Source organism: Streptomyces sp. NPDC008121, from assembly GCF_042957155.1.
Lineage (GTDB): Bacteria > Actinomycetota > Actinomycetes > Streptomycetales > Streptomycetaceae > Streptomyces.
In genome coordinates this window covers 384565-401787 of the sequence record NZ_JBIBHT010000002.1, presented here as the reverse complement: position 1 = coordinate 401787, position 17223 = coordinate 384565, and the positions used below count along the sequence as shown (strand labels likewise).

General features: G+C 74.2%; 12 protein-coding genes. 7 read left to right on the top strand and 5 right to left on the bottom strand.

Annotation, left to right across the window (positions count from 1 at the left end; genetic code table 11):
- Positions 1 to 72: 72 nt before the first annotated feature.
- Together ACFZBD_RS07340 and ACFZBD_RS07335 are read left to right on the top strand one after the other, a co-directional pair.
- Positions 73 to 3690, top strand: coding sequence for a right-handed parallel beta-helix repeat-containing protein (locus ACFZBD_RS07340; protein WP_391136949.1), 3618 nt, complete (start codon positions 73 to 75; stop codon positions 3688 to 3690).
- A gap of 77 nt (positions 3691 to 3767) precedes the next feature.
- On the top strand, positions 3768 to 8981 hold the full coding sequence (locus ACFZBD_RS07335; protein ID WP_391136947.1) for a CHAT domain-containing protein: 5214 nt from the start codon (positions 3768 to 3770) through the stop codon (positions 8979 to 8981).
- 31 nt (positions 8982 to 9012) lie between these two features.
- On the opposite strand, the gene ACFZBD_RS07330 is transcribed toward ACFZBD_RS07335, so the two are convergent.
- The 3 genes from ACFZBD_RS07330 to ACFZBD_RS07320 form a co-directional block, all read right to left on the bottom strand.
- A complete protein-coding gene (locus tag ACFZBD_RS07330) occupies positions 9013 to 9189 on the bottom strand; it encodes a hypothetical protein (protein ID WP_391136944.1) in 177 nt (58 codons plus the stop codon).
- The gene (locus tag ACFZBD_RS07325; protein ID WP_391136941.1) at positions 9161 to 9919 is read right to left on the bottom strand and encodes a DUF6338 family protein; all 759 of its coding nucleotides are present in this window, start codon (positions 9917 to 9919) and stop codon (positions 9161 to 9163) included. Before ACFZBD_RS07325 ends, ACFZBD_RS07330 begins: the two co-directional genes overlap by 29 nt.
- A gap of 75 nt (positions 9920 to 9994) precedes the next feature.
- Positions 9995 to 11245 (bottom strand): nucleotide disphospho-sugar-binding domain-containing protein, encoded by a 1251-nt coding sequence (locus ACFZBD_RS07320; protein ID WP_391136937.1) that lies wholly within the window; start codon positions 11243 to 11245, stop codon positions 9995 to 9997.
- Positions 11246 to 11378: 133 nt separating this feature from the next.
- On the opposite strand from ACFZBD_RS07320, the gene ACFZBD_RS07315 reads away from it, so the two are divergent.
- On the top strand, positions 11379 to 12230 hold the full coding sequence (locus ACFZBD_RS07315) for a class II glutamine amidotransferase (protein ID WP_391136934.1): 852 nt from the start codon (positions 11379 to 11381) through the stop codon (positions 12228 to 12230).
- 61 nt (positions 12231 to 12291) lie between these two features.
- Here the strand turns inward: ACFZBD_RS07315 and ACFZBD_RS07310 are convergent, their stop codons facing one another.
- Positions 12292 to 13815 carry an MFS transporter gene (locus tag ACFZBD_RS07310; RefSeq protein WP_391136931.1) on the bottom strand — a complete coding sequence of 508 codons (1524 nt, stop codon included), beginning with the start codon at positions 13813 to 13815 and terminating at the stop codon, positions 12292 to 12294.
- A gap of 158 nt (positions 13816 to 13973) precedes the next feature.
- Positions 13974 to 14396, bottom strand: coding sequence for a VOC family protein (locus tag ACFZBD_RS07305; protein WP_391136928.1), 423 nt, complete (start codon positions 14394 to 14396; stop codon positions 13974 to 13976).
- A 128-nt stretch (positions 14397 to 14524) separates the two neighbouring features.
- Here ACFZBD_RS07305 and ACFZBD_RS07300 point away from each other — a divergent pair, with 128 nt between their 5' ends.
- The 4 genes from ACFZBD_RS07300 to ACFZBD_RS07285 all read left to right on the top strand — a co-directional run bounded on the left by ACFZBD_RS07300 (position 14525) and on the right by ACFZBD_RS07285 (position 17096).
- Positions 14525 to 15643 (top strand): YhjD/YihY/BrkB family envelope integrity protein, encoded by a 1119-nt coding sequence (locus ACFZBD_RS07300; protein WP_391136925.1) that lies wholly within the window; start codon positions 14525 to 14527, stop codon positions 15641 to 15643.
- Positions 15644 to 15799: 156 nt separating this feature from the next.
- A complete protein-coding gene (locus ACFZBD_RS07295) occupies positions 15800 to 16219 on the top strand; it encodes a phage holin family protein (protein WP_391136922.1) in 420 nt (139 codons plus the stop codon).
- Positions 16216 to 16833, top strand: coding sequence for a DUF3618 domain-containing protein (locus ACFZBD_RS07290; RefSeq protein ID WP_391136919.1), 618 nt, complete (start codon positions 16216 to 16218; stop codon positions 16831 to 16833). Before ACFZBD_RS07295 ends, ACFZBD_RS07290 begins: the two co-directional genes overlap by 4 nt.
- Complete coding sequence (locus ACFZBD_RS07285; RefSeq protein WP_391136917.1) at positions 16830 to 17096, top strand: DUF4235 domain-containing protein; 267 nt, start codon at positions 16830 to 16832, stop codon at positions 17094 to 17096. Before ACFZBD_RS07290 ends, ACFZBD_RS07285 begins: the two co-directional genes overlap by 4 nt.
- The last annotated feature ends 127 nt before the right edge of the window (positions 17097 to 17223 follow it).

Here is a 17223-nt window from a genome sequence, read left to right as displayed (position 1 = left end):
GCCGGTGGTCACGCGGAGTCGGGGGTCCGGTCGCGGGCGGTGATGCCGCTGCGTTACGTTGAACGCACACGCATGGGGGATGCCGACGGGGGTGTGATGGCACAGGCGCTCGATCCCGAGGTCCGTGGCGACGCGGGGGGCGGGACCGTCCGGGTCGGGACGGCGGGGGACGCGCGCGGGGAGGCCGTCGTGCTCGCCGTACCGGCTGCCGTGGCGTTCGGGCTGTGCGCCTACGCCGTCGTCGCGGCGCATGCCGCGCCGGCCCGGACGGCCCTCCTCGGTTTCGGTGCCGTGGTGTGGGCCGTGGTGCTCGCACGGCTCCTGGCGAGGGCCACGGCCTCGACCCGGCTCGTCGTGGCCCCCGACGGCCTCGAACTGCGCCGGGGATTACGCCGCTTACGGCTCCCGTGGGACGCGATCGAGGCGATGTTCCTCGTCCCCGAAGCGCGTACCGTACCGGCCGCCGTCGACCCGGCGGCCGAGTTCCGGGGCCGTCTCCTGGTCCGGCCGCGCGGCGGCAGCCCGACCGGGCTCGGAGGACGCCGGTCGCTGGGATGGTCGCCGTCCTGGCAGGCCGTCGAGTTCGACCTGCGGCCCCTGGCGCTGACACCGGACCGCCTCGACCGGCTCCTGCGGCCCCCTGCCGGAGACCGCTGGCACGGGACCGCCACCCTGCCCCCGGACCGGGCCGCCTGCGTCACCGTACCCGGGCAACTCCTGCCCTGGTACGCGTCCTTGCTCCTGCGCACCCGCCCGCTGACCGCGCTCGCCGCCCTGTGCGCCTCGGGCGCGGTGGCCATCGGACAGGGGGTCGCCTTCCCGCAGACGGTCGCGGTGTCGACGGCCGCCCTGGCCGCCGCCGTGACCGGCGTGGGGTGGCTGGTGCGCCTCCTCGCCGCCCCCGTGCGCCTGCGCGTGTCCCAGGACGGGGTACGGCTGACCGTCGGCCCCGGCGAACGCGTCCTCACCTGGGGCGAGTTGATCGAGGTGACCACCGGCGCCGCCCTGACCCGGCGCGGCGGGACCGCGCTCCGGGCGACCGCCGTCCTCGGACGGCTCGCCCCCGGCGTCCCGTCGCCGGCCCCGCTGCCGCACCGGAACTTCCCCCTGCGGCCGGACCAGCGGATCGTGGAGATCGTGCCGCTGCACCCGCCCGGTCCGGCCAACTGGCACGGACTCGACGTCTTCCCGGAGCAGTTGACCGCCGCCCTGCGCCGGATCGGATCCGCCGGCGGCATGAGCGCCCCCGGCGGCCCCGCGGACGCCGGCCCGGTGCTGCCGGGCCCTCGCGCCACCGGCGAGCCCCTGACCCTGCGGGTCGCGCCGGACGAACCCGGCGCCCACCGCACCATCGCCTCCGCCCTCCGCGTCGACGCCGGCAGCCGCCCGGTCCTCGTCCTCGTCGAACCCGGCCGGTACCCCCAGCCGCTGACGCTCGGCGGAACCGTCGAAGTGCGCGCGGCCAGGGGCGGCGGCACCGTGGAGATCGAGACGCCGGACGAGGTGACCGTCGACTGCACCGGACACGTCGCCCTCACCGGCCTGCGGATCGTCAACAGGGCCTCCGCCGCCGTCCGCGTCACCGGCCGGCTCCGGATGAGCGGGTGCAGCGTGGCGGGCCTCGGGGAGTACGCCGTCCAGGTCCTGCCCGGTGGCGAGATCACGATCGAGCACGGTGTGATCCGGACCGGCCGGACCGCGCTGACGGCGGCCCGCGCCACCGTGCGCCACACCCGCTTCCTCGCCGCCAAGGCCGACGCCGTCGTCCTCACCCAAGGCGCCCACGCGACCCTCACCGACTGTGAGATCGCCGACGCCCGGGGCTGCGGCGTCAGCGTCTCCGCCTCCACCGCCACCCTCGAGGACTGCCGCCTGCACCGCACCGCGGGCCACGCCGTCCTCGCGACCGAGCAGGCGGAGGTCGACGTCGCCCGCTGCGACGTCCGCGACATCCCGACGACGGCCCTCTCCTATGTCGACCAGGCGCGCGGCACCGTCGAGGACACCACCGTCACGACGGCGGAGCACGGCATGTACATCGCCCGCGGAGCCGACCCGGTCGTGCGGGGGAGCCGCTTCGACCACTGCCGCGTCACCGGCGTCAGCGTGGGCGGGCAAGGCCGCGGGCGGCTCACGGACTGCGCCTGGGAGAACACCGGCGACACCGGCGTCAGCCTCGCCGAGGGCGGCTCGCTCGTCATGGAGGACTGCCGGATGCGGAAGGGGCGCCTAGGGCTCCTCGTCCACAAGGCGCGGTGCCGGGCGAGCGGCCTGCGGATCGCCGAGCACACCGGCAGCGCCGTCCTGATCCGCGACGAGTCCACCGCCGAACTCACCGACGTACACCTGACGAACGGCGGCACCGGCCTGCTCGCGCGGGGCGACGCGGTCACCGTCACGGTGACCGGGGCCGCCATCACGGACATGACCAACTCGGGCATCTGCCTCGAAGGCAAGGCGCGGCTGACGGCGGACCGCTGCACCCTGGAGCGGACGGGACTGTTCGGTCTCAACTGCCGTGACGACACCCACCTCTCCGCCCGGGACTGCGCGGTGTCCGCACCCGCGGAGGCGGGCGTCCTCGCCGTGTCGACGGCCGACGTCACGATCGACCGGCTCACGGTCACGGACTCCGCCGGCTGCGGCGTCATCCTCAGCGACAACAGCCACGCCACCGTGGAGCACGCCGTCCTGCGCGGCGGCGAAGCCGACGGCATCCGACTGGCCGCCCTGGTCTACGGCCGGTTCACGGACTGCGAGGTGACCGGCTTCCGCGGGGAAGCCGTCGCCGGCGGCAACACCCGCGTGCGCTTCGACGGCCTTCGCACGGCAGCGACCCGGACCACCGGCCCGGCCGGCGGGCCCTCGGACAGGCCCGAGGCCGCCGCGCTCGCCGCGCTCCACCGCATGATCGGCCTCGACGCCGCGAAACGGCAGGTCGGCGTACAGGTCGACCTGATCCGGCTCGCCGGGTGGCGCGAGGCCGCGGGCCTCCCCGCCCCGCCCGTCGCCCACCACCTCGTCTTCTCGGGCCCGCCGGGAACCGGCAAGACGACCGTCGCCCGCCTGTACGGCGAGATCCTGGCCGGCCTCGGCGCGCTGCGGCAGGGACACCTCGTGGAAGCCGCCCGCGGCGACCTCGTCGGCGAGTACCTCGGCCACACCGCCCAGAAGACGCAACGCGTCTTCGAACGCGCCCGCGGCGGCGTCCTGTTCATCGACGAGGCATACAGCCTGTCGCGCAGGTTCGGCGCCGGAAGCGACTTCGGCCAGGAAGCCATCGACGTCCTGACCAAGCTGATGGAGGACCACCGCGACGAGGTCGTGGTGATCGCGGCCGGCTACACCGAGGAGATGCGGACGTTCCTGAACGCCACACCGGGACTGCGCTCCCGCTTCTCGCGGACCGTCGAGTTCGTGGCCTACGAACCCGACGAACTGACGAGGATCGTCGAACTCCAGGCGGAAGCCCTGGAGTTCCGTCTCGCCCCCGAGGTCACCGGGCTGCTGACGGAGCACTTCGACCGGCGTGCCCGACGCGGCGACCCGGCCAACGGGCGGGACGCGCGGACGCTGCTCGAGACGATGGTCGAGCGCCAGGCGGGACGCTTCGCCCCGCACGGACGGCCGGCCCGCGAGGACCTGGTCCTGCTCCTCGCGGACGATGTCCCGCCCGCCCAGGGCATGTGACGGACGTCCCGCACGGCCGGGAACAGGGTGCGCGGACGGCGACAGGGCCGACGCGCGGACGGTGAGAGGAACGGTGCGTGGACGGCGGGCGGCACGAGACCATGACGGCCGAGGAGAGGTCCCGGTTCGCGGAGGAGAAGGCGAACGTCATCCTGGCCCGTACCCTGCGGGCGGAGGAGGACGCCGAGGAACTGCGCTGGTTCCTCACCGACGAGGCCGAGGCCGCCGCCGAGGAGGTCCGCCGCGCCGCCACGCTGCCGGACGGCAGGGTCCTGCTGGTCGGCAGCTACGCCCTCGGGTTCCTCGAATGGGGCCGCTACTTCGCCGGCGGCGGCGAGGACGCCGCGGCGCTCGGCGCTGCCCTGCTCTGCTTCCTCGACGTCCACGCCGCCTACCCCGAGCGCATGCCGCCGCTCGTCCGCCCGCTCCTGGCGGTCCTCGCGGACGAGCCCGCCGGGGCCGACGCCGATCCCGGGGACGCCTTCCAGGCGGGCACCGGGATCTCCGTGCTGTACCAACGGAACCGCGACCCGGCGGTGCTGCCCGCCGCCGCCCGGCTGCTGCGCCACGCCGTCGGGGGTTTCCCGGCCGGCAGCGCCGAACAGGGCACCTGTCTGTCGGACCTCGGCCTGATCATGGTGTACGCCTACCGGGACGGGGCGGGGCGCGACGTGCTCGCCGACGCCGTGGAGGTCAGCCGCGCCGCCGTCGCCGCCGCCCCCGGCGAACGGCAAGAGCAGGCGCGCAGGCACGCCAACCTCGGGTTCGCGCTGCGCTCCTGGGCGGACGCGACCTCCGATCCGGCCGTGATGCGCGAGTGCCTGGGCGAGACGCAGCAGGCGATCCGGCTCACCGAGCCGCAGGACCTCTTCCACGCCCTGTTCCTGGCCCAGTTGGGCTCCACGCTCGTCTCGGCCGCGGTCCTGCTCGACGACACCTCGCTGCTGCCGGAGGCGGTCAGGGCGCTCCGCGAGGCGGTCGCGGTCTCCGCGGCGGACCAGCCGGCGACCGGCGCGTACCTCATGGATCTGGGGGCCGCGCTGATCACCCTCTCCCTCGCGCCGGAGCCGACCACCGACGCGGGGCACGACGGGCCGGGAACCCCCGGTTCGGGACCCGTCGGGACGGCCACCCGAACGGGTCCGCCTCCGGGGGCGGGTACGGGAACGGCCGGGGCGCCCGCAGGTCACGACAGCGCCACCCGTACCGCCCTCTACGACGAGGGCGTCGAGATCTGCCGGCGCGCGGCCGAACGGGCGCCCAACATCGTCGAACGGGCCATGGCGCTCAGCCAGCTCGCCTTCGTCCTCCACGGCCAGGGCATCCGGAGCGGGAGCCCCGCCGCCCTCGACGCCGCGTACAGCGCTGCCCGGGAGGCCGTGGAGACCGCCCCCGCCGGGCACCCCGTCCGCGCCCAGGCGAAGAGCGTCCTGAGCGACGTCCTGCGCGCCCGGTTCGTCGCACGCGGCGGCGTCGCCGATCTGGAGGCGGCGATCGACAGCGCCCGTGAGGCGCTCGACGCCACCCCGGCCGACGATCCGCGTGGCATCTCCCGCGGCACCGACTTCGCCGACCTGCTGAGGATGCACGCGCGCGTGACCGAAGCGCCCGACGCCCTCGACGAGCCGGTCGCCCTCCTGCGCAGGCTCGTCGCCGCGGCCCCGCCGCACTCGGCCGAGCACGCCGGTGCCCTCCTCAAGCTCGCCCTGGCCCTCAAGGCCGTCAGCGAGAGGCCGGGCGACGAAGCGGCGGCCGCCGTGGCGGCGGATGAGGCGGTACGGACGCTCCGCGCGTGCCTGGCGCTGCCGCGCACGAGCGGGACCCGGGAGGCGCAGGTGCGCTTCCACCTCGGATCGGCGCTCGCCCAGCTGGCAGCCCACCAGGCTCCGGACCCCACCCGGCCCCGCCGGCCCGACGCCCCGGACGACCCGCGCTCAGCGGACCCGCACGGCGACGCCGAGCGGGACCGGCAGGAGGGGATCGCCCTCATGCGCCAGGCCATCGGGCTGCTCCCCGCCGACGACCCCCGCCGCGCGGAGTACCTCGGCGGCCTGGGCGCCTTCCACCTCGACCGGGCCACCACGACGAGCGACCCGGCCCACTTCGTCGAAGCCGTGCGCGTGCTGCGCGAGGCGCTGGCGGCCACGCAGACCGGCAGCCCCTCGGAGGAGGCGGCACACCGCTCGAACCTCGGCGCGGCCCTGATCGGCCTCGCCACCCTGACCGCCGACGGAAAGCTCCTCGCCGAGGGCGTACGGGCGCACCGGGACGCCGTCGACGCCTCCCCACCGGACGACCACTACCTCCCGCACCGGCTGGGCAACCTCGGCGACGGCCTGCAGTACCTCGCGCAGTTCCGCTCGGACGCCCGGCTGGTCGAGGAGGCCGTGGAGGTGCTGCGCGAGGCGGTACGGGACACCGGCTCCGCCGTACCAGGCCAGGAGGGCAACTACAGCCGCCTGGGCAACGCGCTCCGCTCGCTCTCCCGCTTCACCGGGGACGGCGCGTTCCTGGAGGAGGCAGTCACCTGGCACCGCAGGGCGGTCGCGGCCGCGCAGGCGGCCCCGGCCCTGGGCTCCCGCGAGCTGGGCGAATCCGTCCCCCGTGCCCTCGTCGGCCTCGCCAACGTCCTCGCCGACCTCCATCTGCGCACCCACGACGAGGCGTTGCGCGAGGAGGCCTTCACGCGCTACCGCGCGGCCCTCGACGCGGCCCGCGCCCCCCGCGACCGGTCCGCCGTGCTCACCAGCTACGGCTGGTGCCTGTGGGGCCGCGCGGCCGAGACCGCCGACGACGCCCTCATGGACACCGCGATCGGCGTCCTGCGAGAGGCGGTCGCCACCGCGCCCGTCCGGGCCGCGGGCATGGGCGGTGTGCTGACGAACCTGGGCGCCGCCCTGATGCACCGCGCCCGGATCACCGGTGACCGGACCTGGCTCGCGGAGGCCGTGACGGTCCTGCGCCGCGCCGTCGACGAGAGCCCGCCCACCGCGTTCGAGCGCGCCGGACTGCTCTCCAACCTCGCCGAGGCGCTCCGGTCCTGGCACCAGATCACCGAGGAACGGGCCGCCGCCGACGAGGCCGCCGGGCTGCTGCGCGAGGCCATCGCGCTGGAGCACGGAGAGCGGCACGCCAGGGACATCGCCCGTGTCAACCTCGGTGTCCTGCTGCTGAGCCTCGCCCTGCCCGGATACACCCTCTCCCAGGAGGCGGACGTCGCCGCGCTGGCGGAGTCGCGGACGGTCCTGGAGGAAGCGGTCGCCGGTCTGGGCGACGGGCATCCGCGGCGGGCCGCGGCCCTGATGAATCTGTCCACCACCTGCGTCCTCGCGGGGGAACTCGCCGAGGACCCGGCCGGCCGGGCCGCCCGCGACTTCTTGGAGCGGGCGGTGAGCGCGGCTCGGGAAGCCCTCGCGCGCATCCCCGACGGCCATCCCGACCAGGCCCACACCCAATGGCTGTTGGCCCGGGCCCAGCTCGGGCGAGCGGTGGTCGGCGATCCCGCCGACCTGGCGGAGGCCACCCGGCTGGCCCGGGAGTCGGCGCACAGTCCGGTCGCACCGGTCCAGACCCGGGTGCTCGCCGCCCGCGTCTGGGGCGACGCGGCGGCCGCCTCCGGTCGGGACGGGGAGGCGCTCACCGCGTACACGTACGCCATCGGCCTGCTGCCCCGGCTCGCTCCGCGCAGCCTCGGCCGCGCCGATCAGGAGTCACGGCTCGGCGCGGGCAGGGGAATCGCCTCCGACGCCGCCGCGCTGGCCCTCCGGGCCGGGGACCCCGAAGCGGCGCTCACGCTCCTCGAACAGGGCCGCGGAGTGCTGCTCGCTCAGGGCCTGGAGAGCCGCGGCGACCTCTCCCGGCTCCGGGCGGCCGCCCCCGGCCTGGCCGCCGAGTTCGAACGGATCCGCGACGCCCTCAGCGCGGGTGGGCGCGGGCCGGCGGGCCTCCGCGTCGACGTGGGCACCGACGTGCGGGCCCCCGGCTTCGGTCCCCCCGGCCCGCACGCCTCGGGCCTGCCAGGGCCCCCGCCGTCCGGCCCGCACGCTCCCGAGCGCGGGGCCGGTGGCGGCGACGCGGGGCTCGCGGCCGAGTCGCGGCACGCCCTGTCCCGCGAGTGGGACGCGCTGCTCGGCCGGATCCGCCGACTCCCGGGCCTGGCCGACTTCCTGAGCCCCCCGAGCGTCGCGGACCTCCTCCCGGCCGCCGCCGCCGGCCCCGTGGTGGTGGTCAACGTCAGCCGGTACCGCTCCGACGCGCTCGTCGTCACCCCCGACGGGCGGATCGAGGTGGTCCCGCTGCCCGCCCTCGACCAGGCAGAGGCCGAGCGCCGCGCCGTCGACTTCCTCGACGCGATCGAGGAGTCGTACGGCCTCCAGGGCGCGCCGCGCGCCCGCGCCGCGATGCGGAGGCTCACCGACACGCTGGCGTGGCTGTGGGACACGGTCACCGAGCCGGTGCTCGACCGGCTCGGTCTGCGCACCGTCCCGATCGACGACGAACCCTGGACACGGCTCTGGTGGTGCCCCACCGGCTGGCTGTCCTTCCTGCCGCTGCACGCCGCGGGCCGTACGGACCCGGCCTCGCACGCGTCCGCCGGCTCCGGCCGGAGCGTCATGGACCGGGTCGTCTCCTCGTACACGCCCACCCTGCGCGCCCTGGTCCGGGCCCGCCGCGCACCCGCCACCGCGTCCGCACGCCGCCCCGCTCCGCTGGTCGTCTCCCTCGCCGAGACGCCAGGGGCCGCCCCGCTGCCCGGCGCGTCGCAGGAGGCGCGGCTGCTGCGCGGCCTCTTCCCCGACGGGGTCGAACTCGCGGGACGGGCGGCCACGGTGGACGCCGTACGCGACCGCCTGCCGGCACACCCCTGGGTCCACTTCAGCTGTCACGGCGTGAGCGACCCGCTGGAGCCCTCCGCGAGCGGTCTGGTCCTCCACGACGGCCGGCTCACGGTCCTCCACGCGGCCGAGCAGAGCCCGACCGAGGCGGTCCTCGCCGTCCTCTCGGCGTGTTCCACGTCCCAGGGCGGGATGCTGCTCCCCGACGAGTCGGTCCACCTGGTGTCGGCGTTCCAGCTCGCCGGGTATCCGCATGTGATCGGGACGCTCTGGCCGGTCGCCGACAAGGTGGCCACTCGGCTCACGGAGCGGTTCTACGCCTCCCTCGCGGACGACCTCGCGCACGGGCGGCCCCTCGACCCCGCGACGGCCCTGCACGGCCCGGTCCGGGAGCTCCGCGCCCGCCTCCTCCACGCGCCCCACCTGTGGGCCGCGCACCTCCACAACGGGCCCTGACCGACCCGCGCCGACGTCCCGACGCCCCGGCTCAGCCGGCGGCCGACGAGGGATCTCCGGGATCGCCCATCGCGGTCCCGGAGGGCGCCTGCGGCACGTCGTCGGGCTCGGGCACCTCGTCCGTGGGCCGGTAGGTGCGGCGTTCGGAGAACTCCGCGAGCAGGGCGTCCAACTCCTCGTCAGTGGGCTGCCCTTCGTGCTGCGTCACGTTCCGTCCCTTCCTCTCGTGTGCGCGCCGGAACGACGGCCGGCGCCGGCACGGGCACGGCCCCCGGAGTCTCGCCGGCGACCGCGTCCGTGCCCGTACCCGGTGCCGGATCCGGTGGGTGGAGCAGTTCCAGTACGTCGATGTCGGCGGCCCGCAGATACACCCCTGCCGTGCCGGGCACCCGTCCCAGGAAGGCGCCGTCGGGGCCCATGCGGTACTGCGCCTGCAGATAGACGTCCCCCTGCTGCGGGTACGCCGAGACCGCCGACCGGGTCCCGAGCCAACCGCCCACCCACAGGCCGTTCTTCAGCCGGGCCCGGACGAAGCAGGAACCCCGGTCGCGGAAGAGCGCGTCCCAGGCCGTCGGCGTCGGTTCGTACCGCGCCTTCCTGCGCCGCCGGTCCCACGCCGACTCCGCCCAGGCGACCCCGGCCGGCACCAGGACGACGAGGACGAGCGCGGCGAACCCCGCCGCACGGGGCTGCCGGAGCACCCCCGCGACCGGCCCGGCGCCTTCACCCGCGAGGACCCGCACCAGCCAGGGCCCCGCGACCAGCGCGTACACGGCGTCGAGCAGGGCACCGGCGGCGATCGCCCGTACGAGCCGGTTCTGCGGCTCCTGCTCGGCCGCGACGGCCCCTCGAAGGTGCTCCCTGACGGCCTGGTAGAAGACCCCGGGCAGCACCAGGATCAGCAGGATGGTCAACTGCTGCACGGTCCCCGGAACCATCGACTCCCCTTCCCCCGCGCCTCACCGGCACGCGTGATCACACGGTACGTGTCCGGCGGCGCGCACGCGGGGCGTTCAGAGGTCGAGCCGGGCGAGCGCGGCCCGTACCGGCTCCACGCCGTCCTCCCGCCGCAGCCGCGCGGCGACGGCGGCGGCGTGCCGGCGGGGGGCCGGGTCCGTCGTGGCGGCGGTGAGCGCCGCGGCGAGCGCGTCCGGCGTGGTGAACCGCCGCAGGGGTACGGAGCCGGGCGAGACGCCGAGCGCCTTCAGCCGGGCGGCCCAGAACGCCCCGTCGAACCACACCGGCATGGGCACCGCCGGCACGCCCGCCCGCAGCCCTGCGGCCGTCGTCCCCGCGCCCGCGTGATGCACGACGGCCGCCATCCGGGGGAACAGCAGGGAGTGGGGCACCTCACCGATCGTCAGCATGTCGTCCCCCTCCACCCGCAGCCCGCTCCAGCCGGACTGCACCACGCCCCGCAGTCCGGCCGCCCGCAGCGCCCGCACGATCAGGCCGCTCACCCGCTCGGGGTCGGGCACCGTCGGGCTGCCCAGGCCGACGAAGACCGGCGCGGGGCCCGCGTCGAGGAAATCCCGCACCTCGCGGGGGAGTTCGGCCGTCGCGGCGTCGTACGGCCACCAGTAGCCGTCGACGGTCAGACCGGGGCGCCAGTCGGCGGGCCGGGGCTGGACGAAGGGGCTGAAGCCGTGGTGCACGGGCCAGTCCTGCCGTTCGCGGGCCCGGCGCCGGGCCCGCGAACGACGGTGCGGAACACCGAGTTCCGCCTCCAGGGCGCGGGCCGCCTCGTCGAAGACCAGGTCCAGGGCGGCATTGACCGCCCGCCCGGCCCACCGGTTGCCGGTGCCACCGCAGGACCGAGTGCCCACGACGGGCGGAGGGAACGCGCGGGTCGGCGCGAGGGGTTGGAGGCACATGCCCCGGCTCGGCAGCCGCAGCCCCTCGGCGATGGCCTGGCCCAGCGGGGCGACGGAGCCGGAGAGCAGCAGTACGTCGCTCGCCCGGGCCGCCTCCAGCATGCCCTGCGCCATGTCGCCGACCAGCCGCCGCGCTATGGCCAAGACCCACGCCAGCTTCCCGGGCCCGCTCCTGCTGGACAGCAGCCGACGACCGTGTTCCGACCGCAGTTCGGCCCGGGGATCGACGGGCAGGCCGTGGAAGCCGAGACCGGCCCTGCCCACCAGGTCCGCGAAGGACTCGTGCGTCACCAGGGTGACGTCGTGACCGGCCTCGGCCAGCCCGTGACCGAGGCCGGTGAAGGGCGCCACATCGCCGTGGGAGCCCGCTGTGATCAGTGCGACACGCATCGTGAGGAGTATGGCAGGTCAGGGCCGGGATGCGGAGCCGCTCGCTCCGGCGTGCCGTCTGGCGGTCACCCCTGACGACGCGTGATGATGGAGGGGCCCACGTGCCGGGGGAGGTAGGGAAGGAGCGCACAGCATGTGCCGATGGCTCGCCTACTCAGGGACCCCGGTGCTCCTGGATTCCGTCCTGTACCGTCCGGCACATTCACTGATCGATCAGAGCTTGCACTCGCGCATGGGCGTGGAGACGACGAACGGCGACGGCTTCGGGATCGGCTGGTACACCCCCGGTCTGCCCACGCCGGCGGTGGTGCGCGACACCGGGCCCGCGTGGAACAACCGCAATCTGCGCGAGATCTCGTCGCACATCCGCTCCCACCTCTTCTTCGCCCACATCCGGGCGTCCACGGGTTCCGCGATCCAGCAGACCAACAGCCATCCCTTCCGCCACGGGCGCTGGCTGTGGATGCACAACGGCGCGATCAACGACTTCCACCGGCTGCGGCGGGATCTGTGCCTGCGCATCGATCCGTCGCTCTTCGCTGATATCGAGGGGTCGACCGACTCCGAGGTCATGTTCTTCCTGGCCCTCACCTACGGCCTGGACCAGGACCCGCCGGCGGCGGTCGCGCGGATGGCCGGCCATGTGGAGAGCCTGGGCCGGGAGCACGGGGTCGAGAACCCGCTCCAGATGACGATCGCCGTGACCGACGGCGAAGGGATCTGGGTCTTCCGCTATTCGAGTGAACGGCGCTCGCGTTCCCTCTACTACAGCGCCGAGGTGGAGACCCTGCGCGGTCTCCACCCCGACCTGACGTTCCTGGACGAACTCTCCGACGACAGCCGCCTCGTGGTCTCCGAACCGCTCAGCGGGCTGCCGGGCGCCTGGATCGAGGTCCCGGAGGCCACCTACGGTCTGGTGCGGGGGAGCGGGGACTTCCTCCAGCCCTTCGTCCCGCTGAGCGAGGAAACCGTGGCGGTGCGCTGACCACGCCGACAGCGCGGCCTCACGGGGTGCCCGCACCGGCCGGTGCGGGCACCCCGTGGCGTCAGAGGGCGGTACGGGGTCCGGTTCCGGTGACGCCGTCGGTTCCCGCGTCCGACCGGACCGTCGACAGCGGCTCGGCGATGTCCTCCAGCGAGCGCCGTTCGGCGTTCACGGCCAGGAACACCGCGACGATACCCGCCGCGCACATCAGCCCGGCGCCGATCTGGAACGCCATCACGGTGTCCCCGACCACCCCCGACTCGGTGAGCTCGGCGAAGATCAGCGGGCCGCTGATACCGCCGGCGGCGGTGCCGAGGGCGTAGAAGAAGGCGATGGCCATGGCGCGCGTCTCCATGGGGAACACCTCGGAGACGGTGAGGTACGCGCTGGACGCGCCCGCCGACGCGAAGAAGAGCACCACGCACCAGCAGGCCGTCATCGTCGTGGCCGTCAGCGAACCGCGGTCGAAGAGCCAGGCGGTGCCGAACAGCAGGATGCCGGAGAGCAGATACGTCGACGAGATCATGATGCGGCGGCCGAGGGTGTCGAAGAGCTTGCCGAGCAGCAGGGGGCCGACGAAGTTGCCCGCGGCGATGACGGCGAAGTAGTAGCCGGTGTGGCCGGTGGGGACGTCGAAGAAGGTGGTGAGGATGGCGCCGAAGCCGAAGGTGATGGCGTTGTAGAGGAACGCCTGGCCGATGAAGAGCGAGAGGCCGAGGACGGCGCGGCGGGGGTAGCGCCCGAAGACCGTCTTCGCGATCAGGCCGAAGCCGATGCTCTTGCGCTGGTGGATCGTGATCTCACGGTCCGGCGGCGGCAGCGGCTCGCCCTTCTCCTCCTCGATCTCCCGCTCGACCGCGCTGACCAGCTCCTCGGCGTCGTCGCCCCGGCCGTGGATGAACTGCCACCGTGGACTCTCCGGGACGTGCCGTCGCACCAGCAGGATGACGAGGCCGAGGACGACGCCGAGGGCGAAGCTGAGCCGCCAGCCCAGGTCCTTGGGGAAGATGTCGGTGTCCAGCATGACGATGGACAGCAGGGCGCCGCCGATCGCTCCCAGCCAGTAGCTTCCGTTGATGATGAGGTCGACGCGTCCGCGGTACTGGGACGGGATCAGCTCGTCGATCGCGGAGTTGATGGCCGCGTACTCGCCGCCGATGCCGAAGCCGGTGAGGAACCGGAAGAGGAAGAACCACCAGCTCTCGAACGACAGCGCCGTCAGGGCGGTCGCGGCGAGATAGACGGCCAGCGTCACCATGAACAGCTTCTTGCGGCCGTAACGGTCGGTGAGCCAGCCGAAGAACAGGGCGCCGAGACACGCGCCCGCGACGTATAGGGCGGCGGCGATGCCGGTGACCTGCGCGGAGGTGATGTCGAGGCCGCTGCCCTCCTCGGCGAGGCGGCCGGCGACATTGCCGACGATCGTGACCTCCAGACCGTCCAGGATCCAGACGGTGCCGAGCCCGATCACGATCATCCAGTGCCATCGGCTCCACGGCAGGCGGTCCAGACGGGACGGCACGGCCGTGGTGATGGTGGACTCCGACGGGGCGGGCACAGAGGCCGGTGACGACTGCGCTGTCATGGTTCCCTCTCCCTCGAACGAACCCCACCCGTGTGCCCTCGACCGGGCGGACCATGCCCACCCGTCGCTGGATCCAGCATGTGGCGGAGCCCTGGGCGCCACAACACGACGGCGACGCCATGGGGTGCCCCATGGCGTCGCCGTCGTGCGGCCTGTGGTCAGCGCACGCCCGCGTCGGGTGCGGCGGGGGCGAGCGTGAAGGAGTGGCCGGCCGGGTCGGCGAAGGTGCGCTCCTCCAGCCGGCGCCCCTCCCGCGCGGTGGGCACGAACGGCTGGGAGGTCGCCGTCACCGGCCGCGCGCCGAGGGACACCGCCTCGCGTTCGGCCTCGTCCAGGTCCTCCGGGGCGACCAGGACGCGCACGTGCGCCTGTTGGGAGTCGTCCGGACGCGGCCAGCTGGGTGGTGCGTAACCGTGGTCGCGGCGGATCGCGAGCAGCGTCCCGCCGGCGCCGGTGAGCACCACGAAGTCGGGGTCCCCGCCGGCTTCCACGTCGGCGCCGAGGAGGGAGGCGTAGAACTCCGCGAGCCGCTCGGGCTCCGCGCAGTCGAGTACGAGCACACACGTCTTGGCTACGGTCATATACCACGTCTGCCCCGCTCCCGCCCCTCCACGCCGCCCGTACGGCCGCCCGCCCCTCCCGAACGGGCTCCGCCCCGAAGCCCCCACATGGCGGCCATGCATGCACGCCGTGTGGGTACTCGCAGCGCATGACACGGCTCAGCGACTTCAGGAACCGGCACGCTTCGGACGCCCGGAAGCGAGGGAAGCGCCCCGACGCGCCCGCCGAAGGGAAGGCGGGCGACGGCAAGGGCGACGACGGCACGGGCCACGACGGGGAGAGCTTCGGTCCGGACGCGTCGGTGGAGCGGGACGCCCCGGACACGCTGGTCGACATGCCGAAGAAGTCCTGGACGGCGATCCTGCGCCGCGTCGTCAAGGAGTTCCAGGACGACGAACTCTCGGACCGGGCGGCGGCGCTGACCTACTACAGCGTGCTGTCCCTCTTCCCCGCGCTGCTGGTGCTGGTCTCGCTGCTGGGCATCGCCGGCAAGTCGGCGACGGACAGCGTGCTGGACAACATGGCCAAGCTGACCCCCGGCGCCGCCCGCGACGTCATCACCAACGCGGTGGAGCAGCTCCAGGGCAACGCGGGCATCGGCTCACTGATGGCGATCGTCGGTCTCGTCCTGGCCGTGTGGTCGGCGTCGGGCTATGTCGCCGCCTTCATCCGCGCCTCCAACGCCGTATACGACATCCCCGAGGGCCGGCCGGTCTGGAAGGTCCTCCCGGTCCGTCTCGTGGTCACCATCGCGCTGATGCTCCTCGCGGTCGTCAGCGCGCTGATCGTCGTCTTCACCGGCGAGCTGGCCCGCCAGGTCGGCGGCGCGCTCGGCATCGGGGACACCGCCCTGACCGTCTGGTCGATCGCCAAGTGGCCGGTGCTGCTGATCCTGGTCACGATGATGATCGCGCTCCTCTTCTGGGCGACGCCGAACGCGAAGATCCGGGGCTTCAGGTGGATCACCCCCGGCAGCGTCCTCGCGCTGCTGATCTGGATGGTCGCCTCCGCGGGGTTCGCCTTCTACGTCGCGAACTTCGGCTCGTACAACAAGACGTACGGCACCGTCGCCGGAATGATCATCTTCCTGCTGTGGCTCTGGATCACCAACCTCGCCATCCTCCTCGGCCTGGAGTTCGACGCCGAGATGGCCCGTGAGCGCGCCATCGTCGGCGGCCATCCGGAGGAGGAGGAGCCGTACGTCGAGCCGCGCGACACCCGCGCCTGGGACGAGCAGGACAAGCGGCGCATGGGAGGGGCCGAGTGAGTCCGGGGCCTCGGCACCGCGGCGGCGACGGGTCCGGACGGAGCCGCCGGAACGAGCCCCCCGGGCGGGTGTGAGACCGGGAGGGAGGGGAAGCCGCAGGCACATGACGTGACAGGGCAGGACCCGACGACGGCGAAGAAGGACAGGTGAACAGACATGGCCACCGTCGAACGCCAACGCCATACGAGCGGTTCGGACGAGCCGGTGGGCGAGCTGGTCCAGCGCGCCTCCCAGCAGCTGTCGCAGCTCGTCCGCGATGAGATGCGGCTCGCCCAGGCGGAGATGAGACAGAAGGGCAAGCGGTTCGGCGTCGGCGGCGGGCTGTTCGGCGGCGCCGGGCTGTTCGGCTTCCTGGCGCTCCAGGCCCTGACCGCGGCCGTCATCGCGGCGCTGGCGCTGGCCCTGCCGGTGTGGGCGTCCGCGCTGATCATCGCCGGTGTGATGGCCGTGATCGCCGCGGTGCTGGCCGCGACGGGCAAGCAGCAGATCGACAAGGCGACCCCGGCGACACCCGAGCGGGCCGTCGCCTCGGTCAAGGAAGACGTCGCCGAGATCAAGAAGAAGGCACACCGATGACTTCCGACAAGCGACACGACAGCGCGGGGAACCCGCACGCCGAACGGCCCGGCGAGGATGCCGCCACCACGCCCGAGGAGCTCCGGGCCCAGGTCGAACGGACCCGTGAGGAGCTGGGCGTGACCGTCGAGGCGCTGGCCGCCAAGGCGGACGTCAAGTCCCGGGCGAAGGAGAAGGCCGCGGACGTGAAGGCGGAGGCCGAACTGAAGGCCGCGCAGGTACGGGAGAAGGCCGCCGACGTCAGAGCGGAGGCGGGGCAGAAGGCCGCCGAGGTCACCACACAGGTGCGGGAGAAGGCGGCGCACGCCGTCCACCGGGTGAAGGGGCAGGCCGTCGAACCGGCACAGGACAAGGCCGGCCGGGCCGCGGAAGGGATCCGCGAGAAGGCAGGGCACGCTGCGGACGGGCTCCGCGACAAGACCGGGCAGGCGAGCCGGCTCGTCCAGGAGAAGACCCCGCAGCCGGTCCGGGAGAAGGCCGGCGGTACGGCACGGATCGCCCGGGAGAACCGCACCGCGCTGCTCGCCGGAGCGGGCGCGAGCGTCCTGGGCATCCTGCTCCTCGCGCGCCGCGCTCGCGCGGCACGCCGTTCACGGAAGGGAAGGTGCTGGTGAAAGCCTCCAAAATCGCCTACAAGCCGGTCGGTCTGACCCTCGGCACGATCAGCGGCATGCTGGCCGGCGCGCTGTTCAAGCAGACCTGGAAGATGATCGCCCACGAGGACGACGCCCCGGACGCCACGGACGAGGAGCGTTCCTGGCGGGAGATCCTGCTCGCCGCGGCGATCCAGGGCGCCGTCTTCGCGGTCGTCAAGGCGGCCGTCGACCGGTCGGGCGCCCAGGCCACCCGTAAGCTGACCGGCACCTGGCCCGGCTGACGACGGGCCGCGCCGGGGCACGGCGGACGAAGCGGCGGCGAGCCGGAAAGAAGGGCCGGACAGGCTCGGCTTTCCGGCTCGCCGCCGCGGTCGTTTTCTCGTCCGGGTCGGCCCCTCCTCGCGGCAG

What these genes read in the sequence shown, in the direction of transcription:
- ACFZBD_RS07340 (WP_391136949.1), top strand. Translation starts at nt 73, where the DNA reads ATGGGGGATGCCGACGGGGGTGTGATGGCACAGGCGCTCGATCCCGAG.
- ACFZBD_RS07325 (WP_391136941.1), bottom strand. Translation starts at nt 9,919, where the DNA reads ATGGTTCCGGGGACCGTGCAGCAGTTGACCATCCTGCTGATCCTGGTG.
- ACFZBD_RS07320 (WP_391136937.1), bottom strand. Translation starts at nt 11,245, where the DNA reads ATGCGTGTCGCACTGATCACAGCGGGCTCCCACGGCGATGTGGCGCCC.
- ACFZBD_RS07315 (WP_391136934.1), top strand. Translation starts at nt 11,379, where the DNA reads ATGTGCCGATGGCTCGCCTACTCAGGGACCCCGGTGCTCCTGGATTCC.
- ACFZBD_RS07310 (WP_391136931.1), bottom strand. Translation starts at nt 13,815, where the DNA reads ATGACAGCGCAGTCGTCACCGGCCTCTGTGCCCGCCCCGTCGGAGTCC.
- ACFZBD_RS07305 (WP_391136928.1), bottom strand. Translation starts at nt 14,396, where the DNA reads ATGACCGTAGCCAAGACGTGTGTGCTCGTACTCGACTGCGCGGAGCCC.
- ACFZBD_RS07300 (WP_391136925.1), top strand. Translation starts at nt 14,525, where the DNA reads ATGACACGGCTCAGCGACTTCAGGAACCGGCACGCTTCGGACGCCCGG.
- ACFZBD_RS07295 (WP_391136922.1), top strand. Translation starts at nt 15,800, where the DNA reads ATGGCCACCGTCGAACGCCAACGCCATACGAGCGGTTCGGACGAGCCG.
- ACFZBD_RS07290 (WP_391136919.1), top strand. Translation starts at nt 16,216, where the DNA reads ATGACTTCCGACAAGCGACACGACAGCGCGGGGAACCCGCACGCCGAA.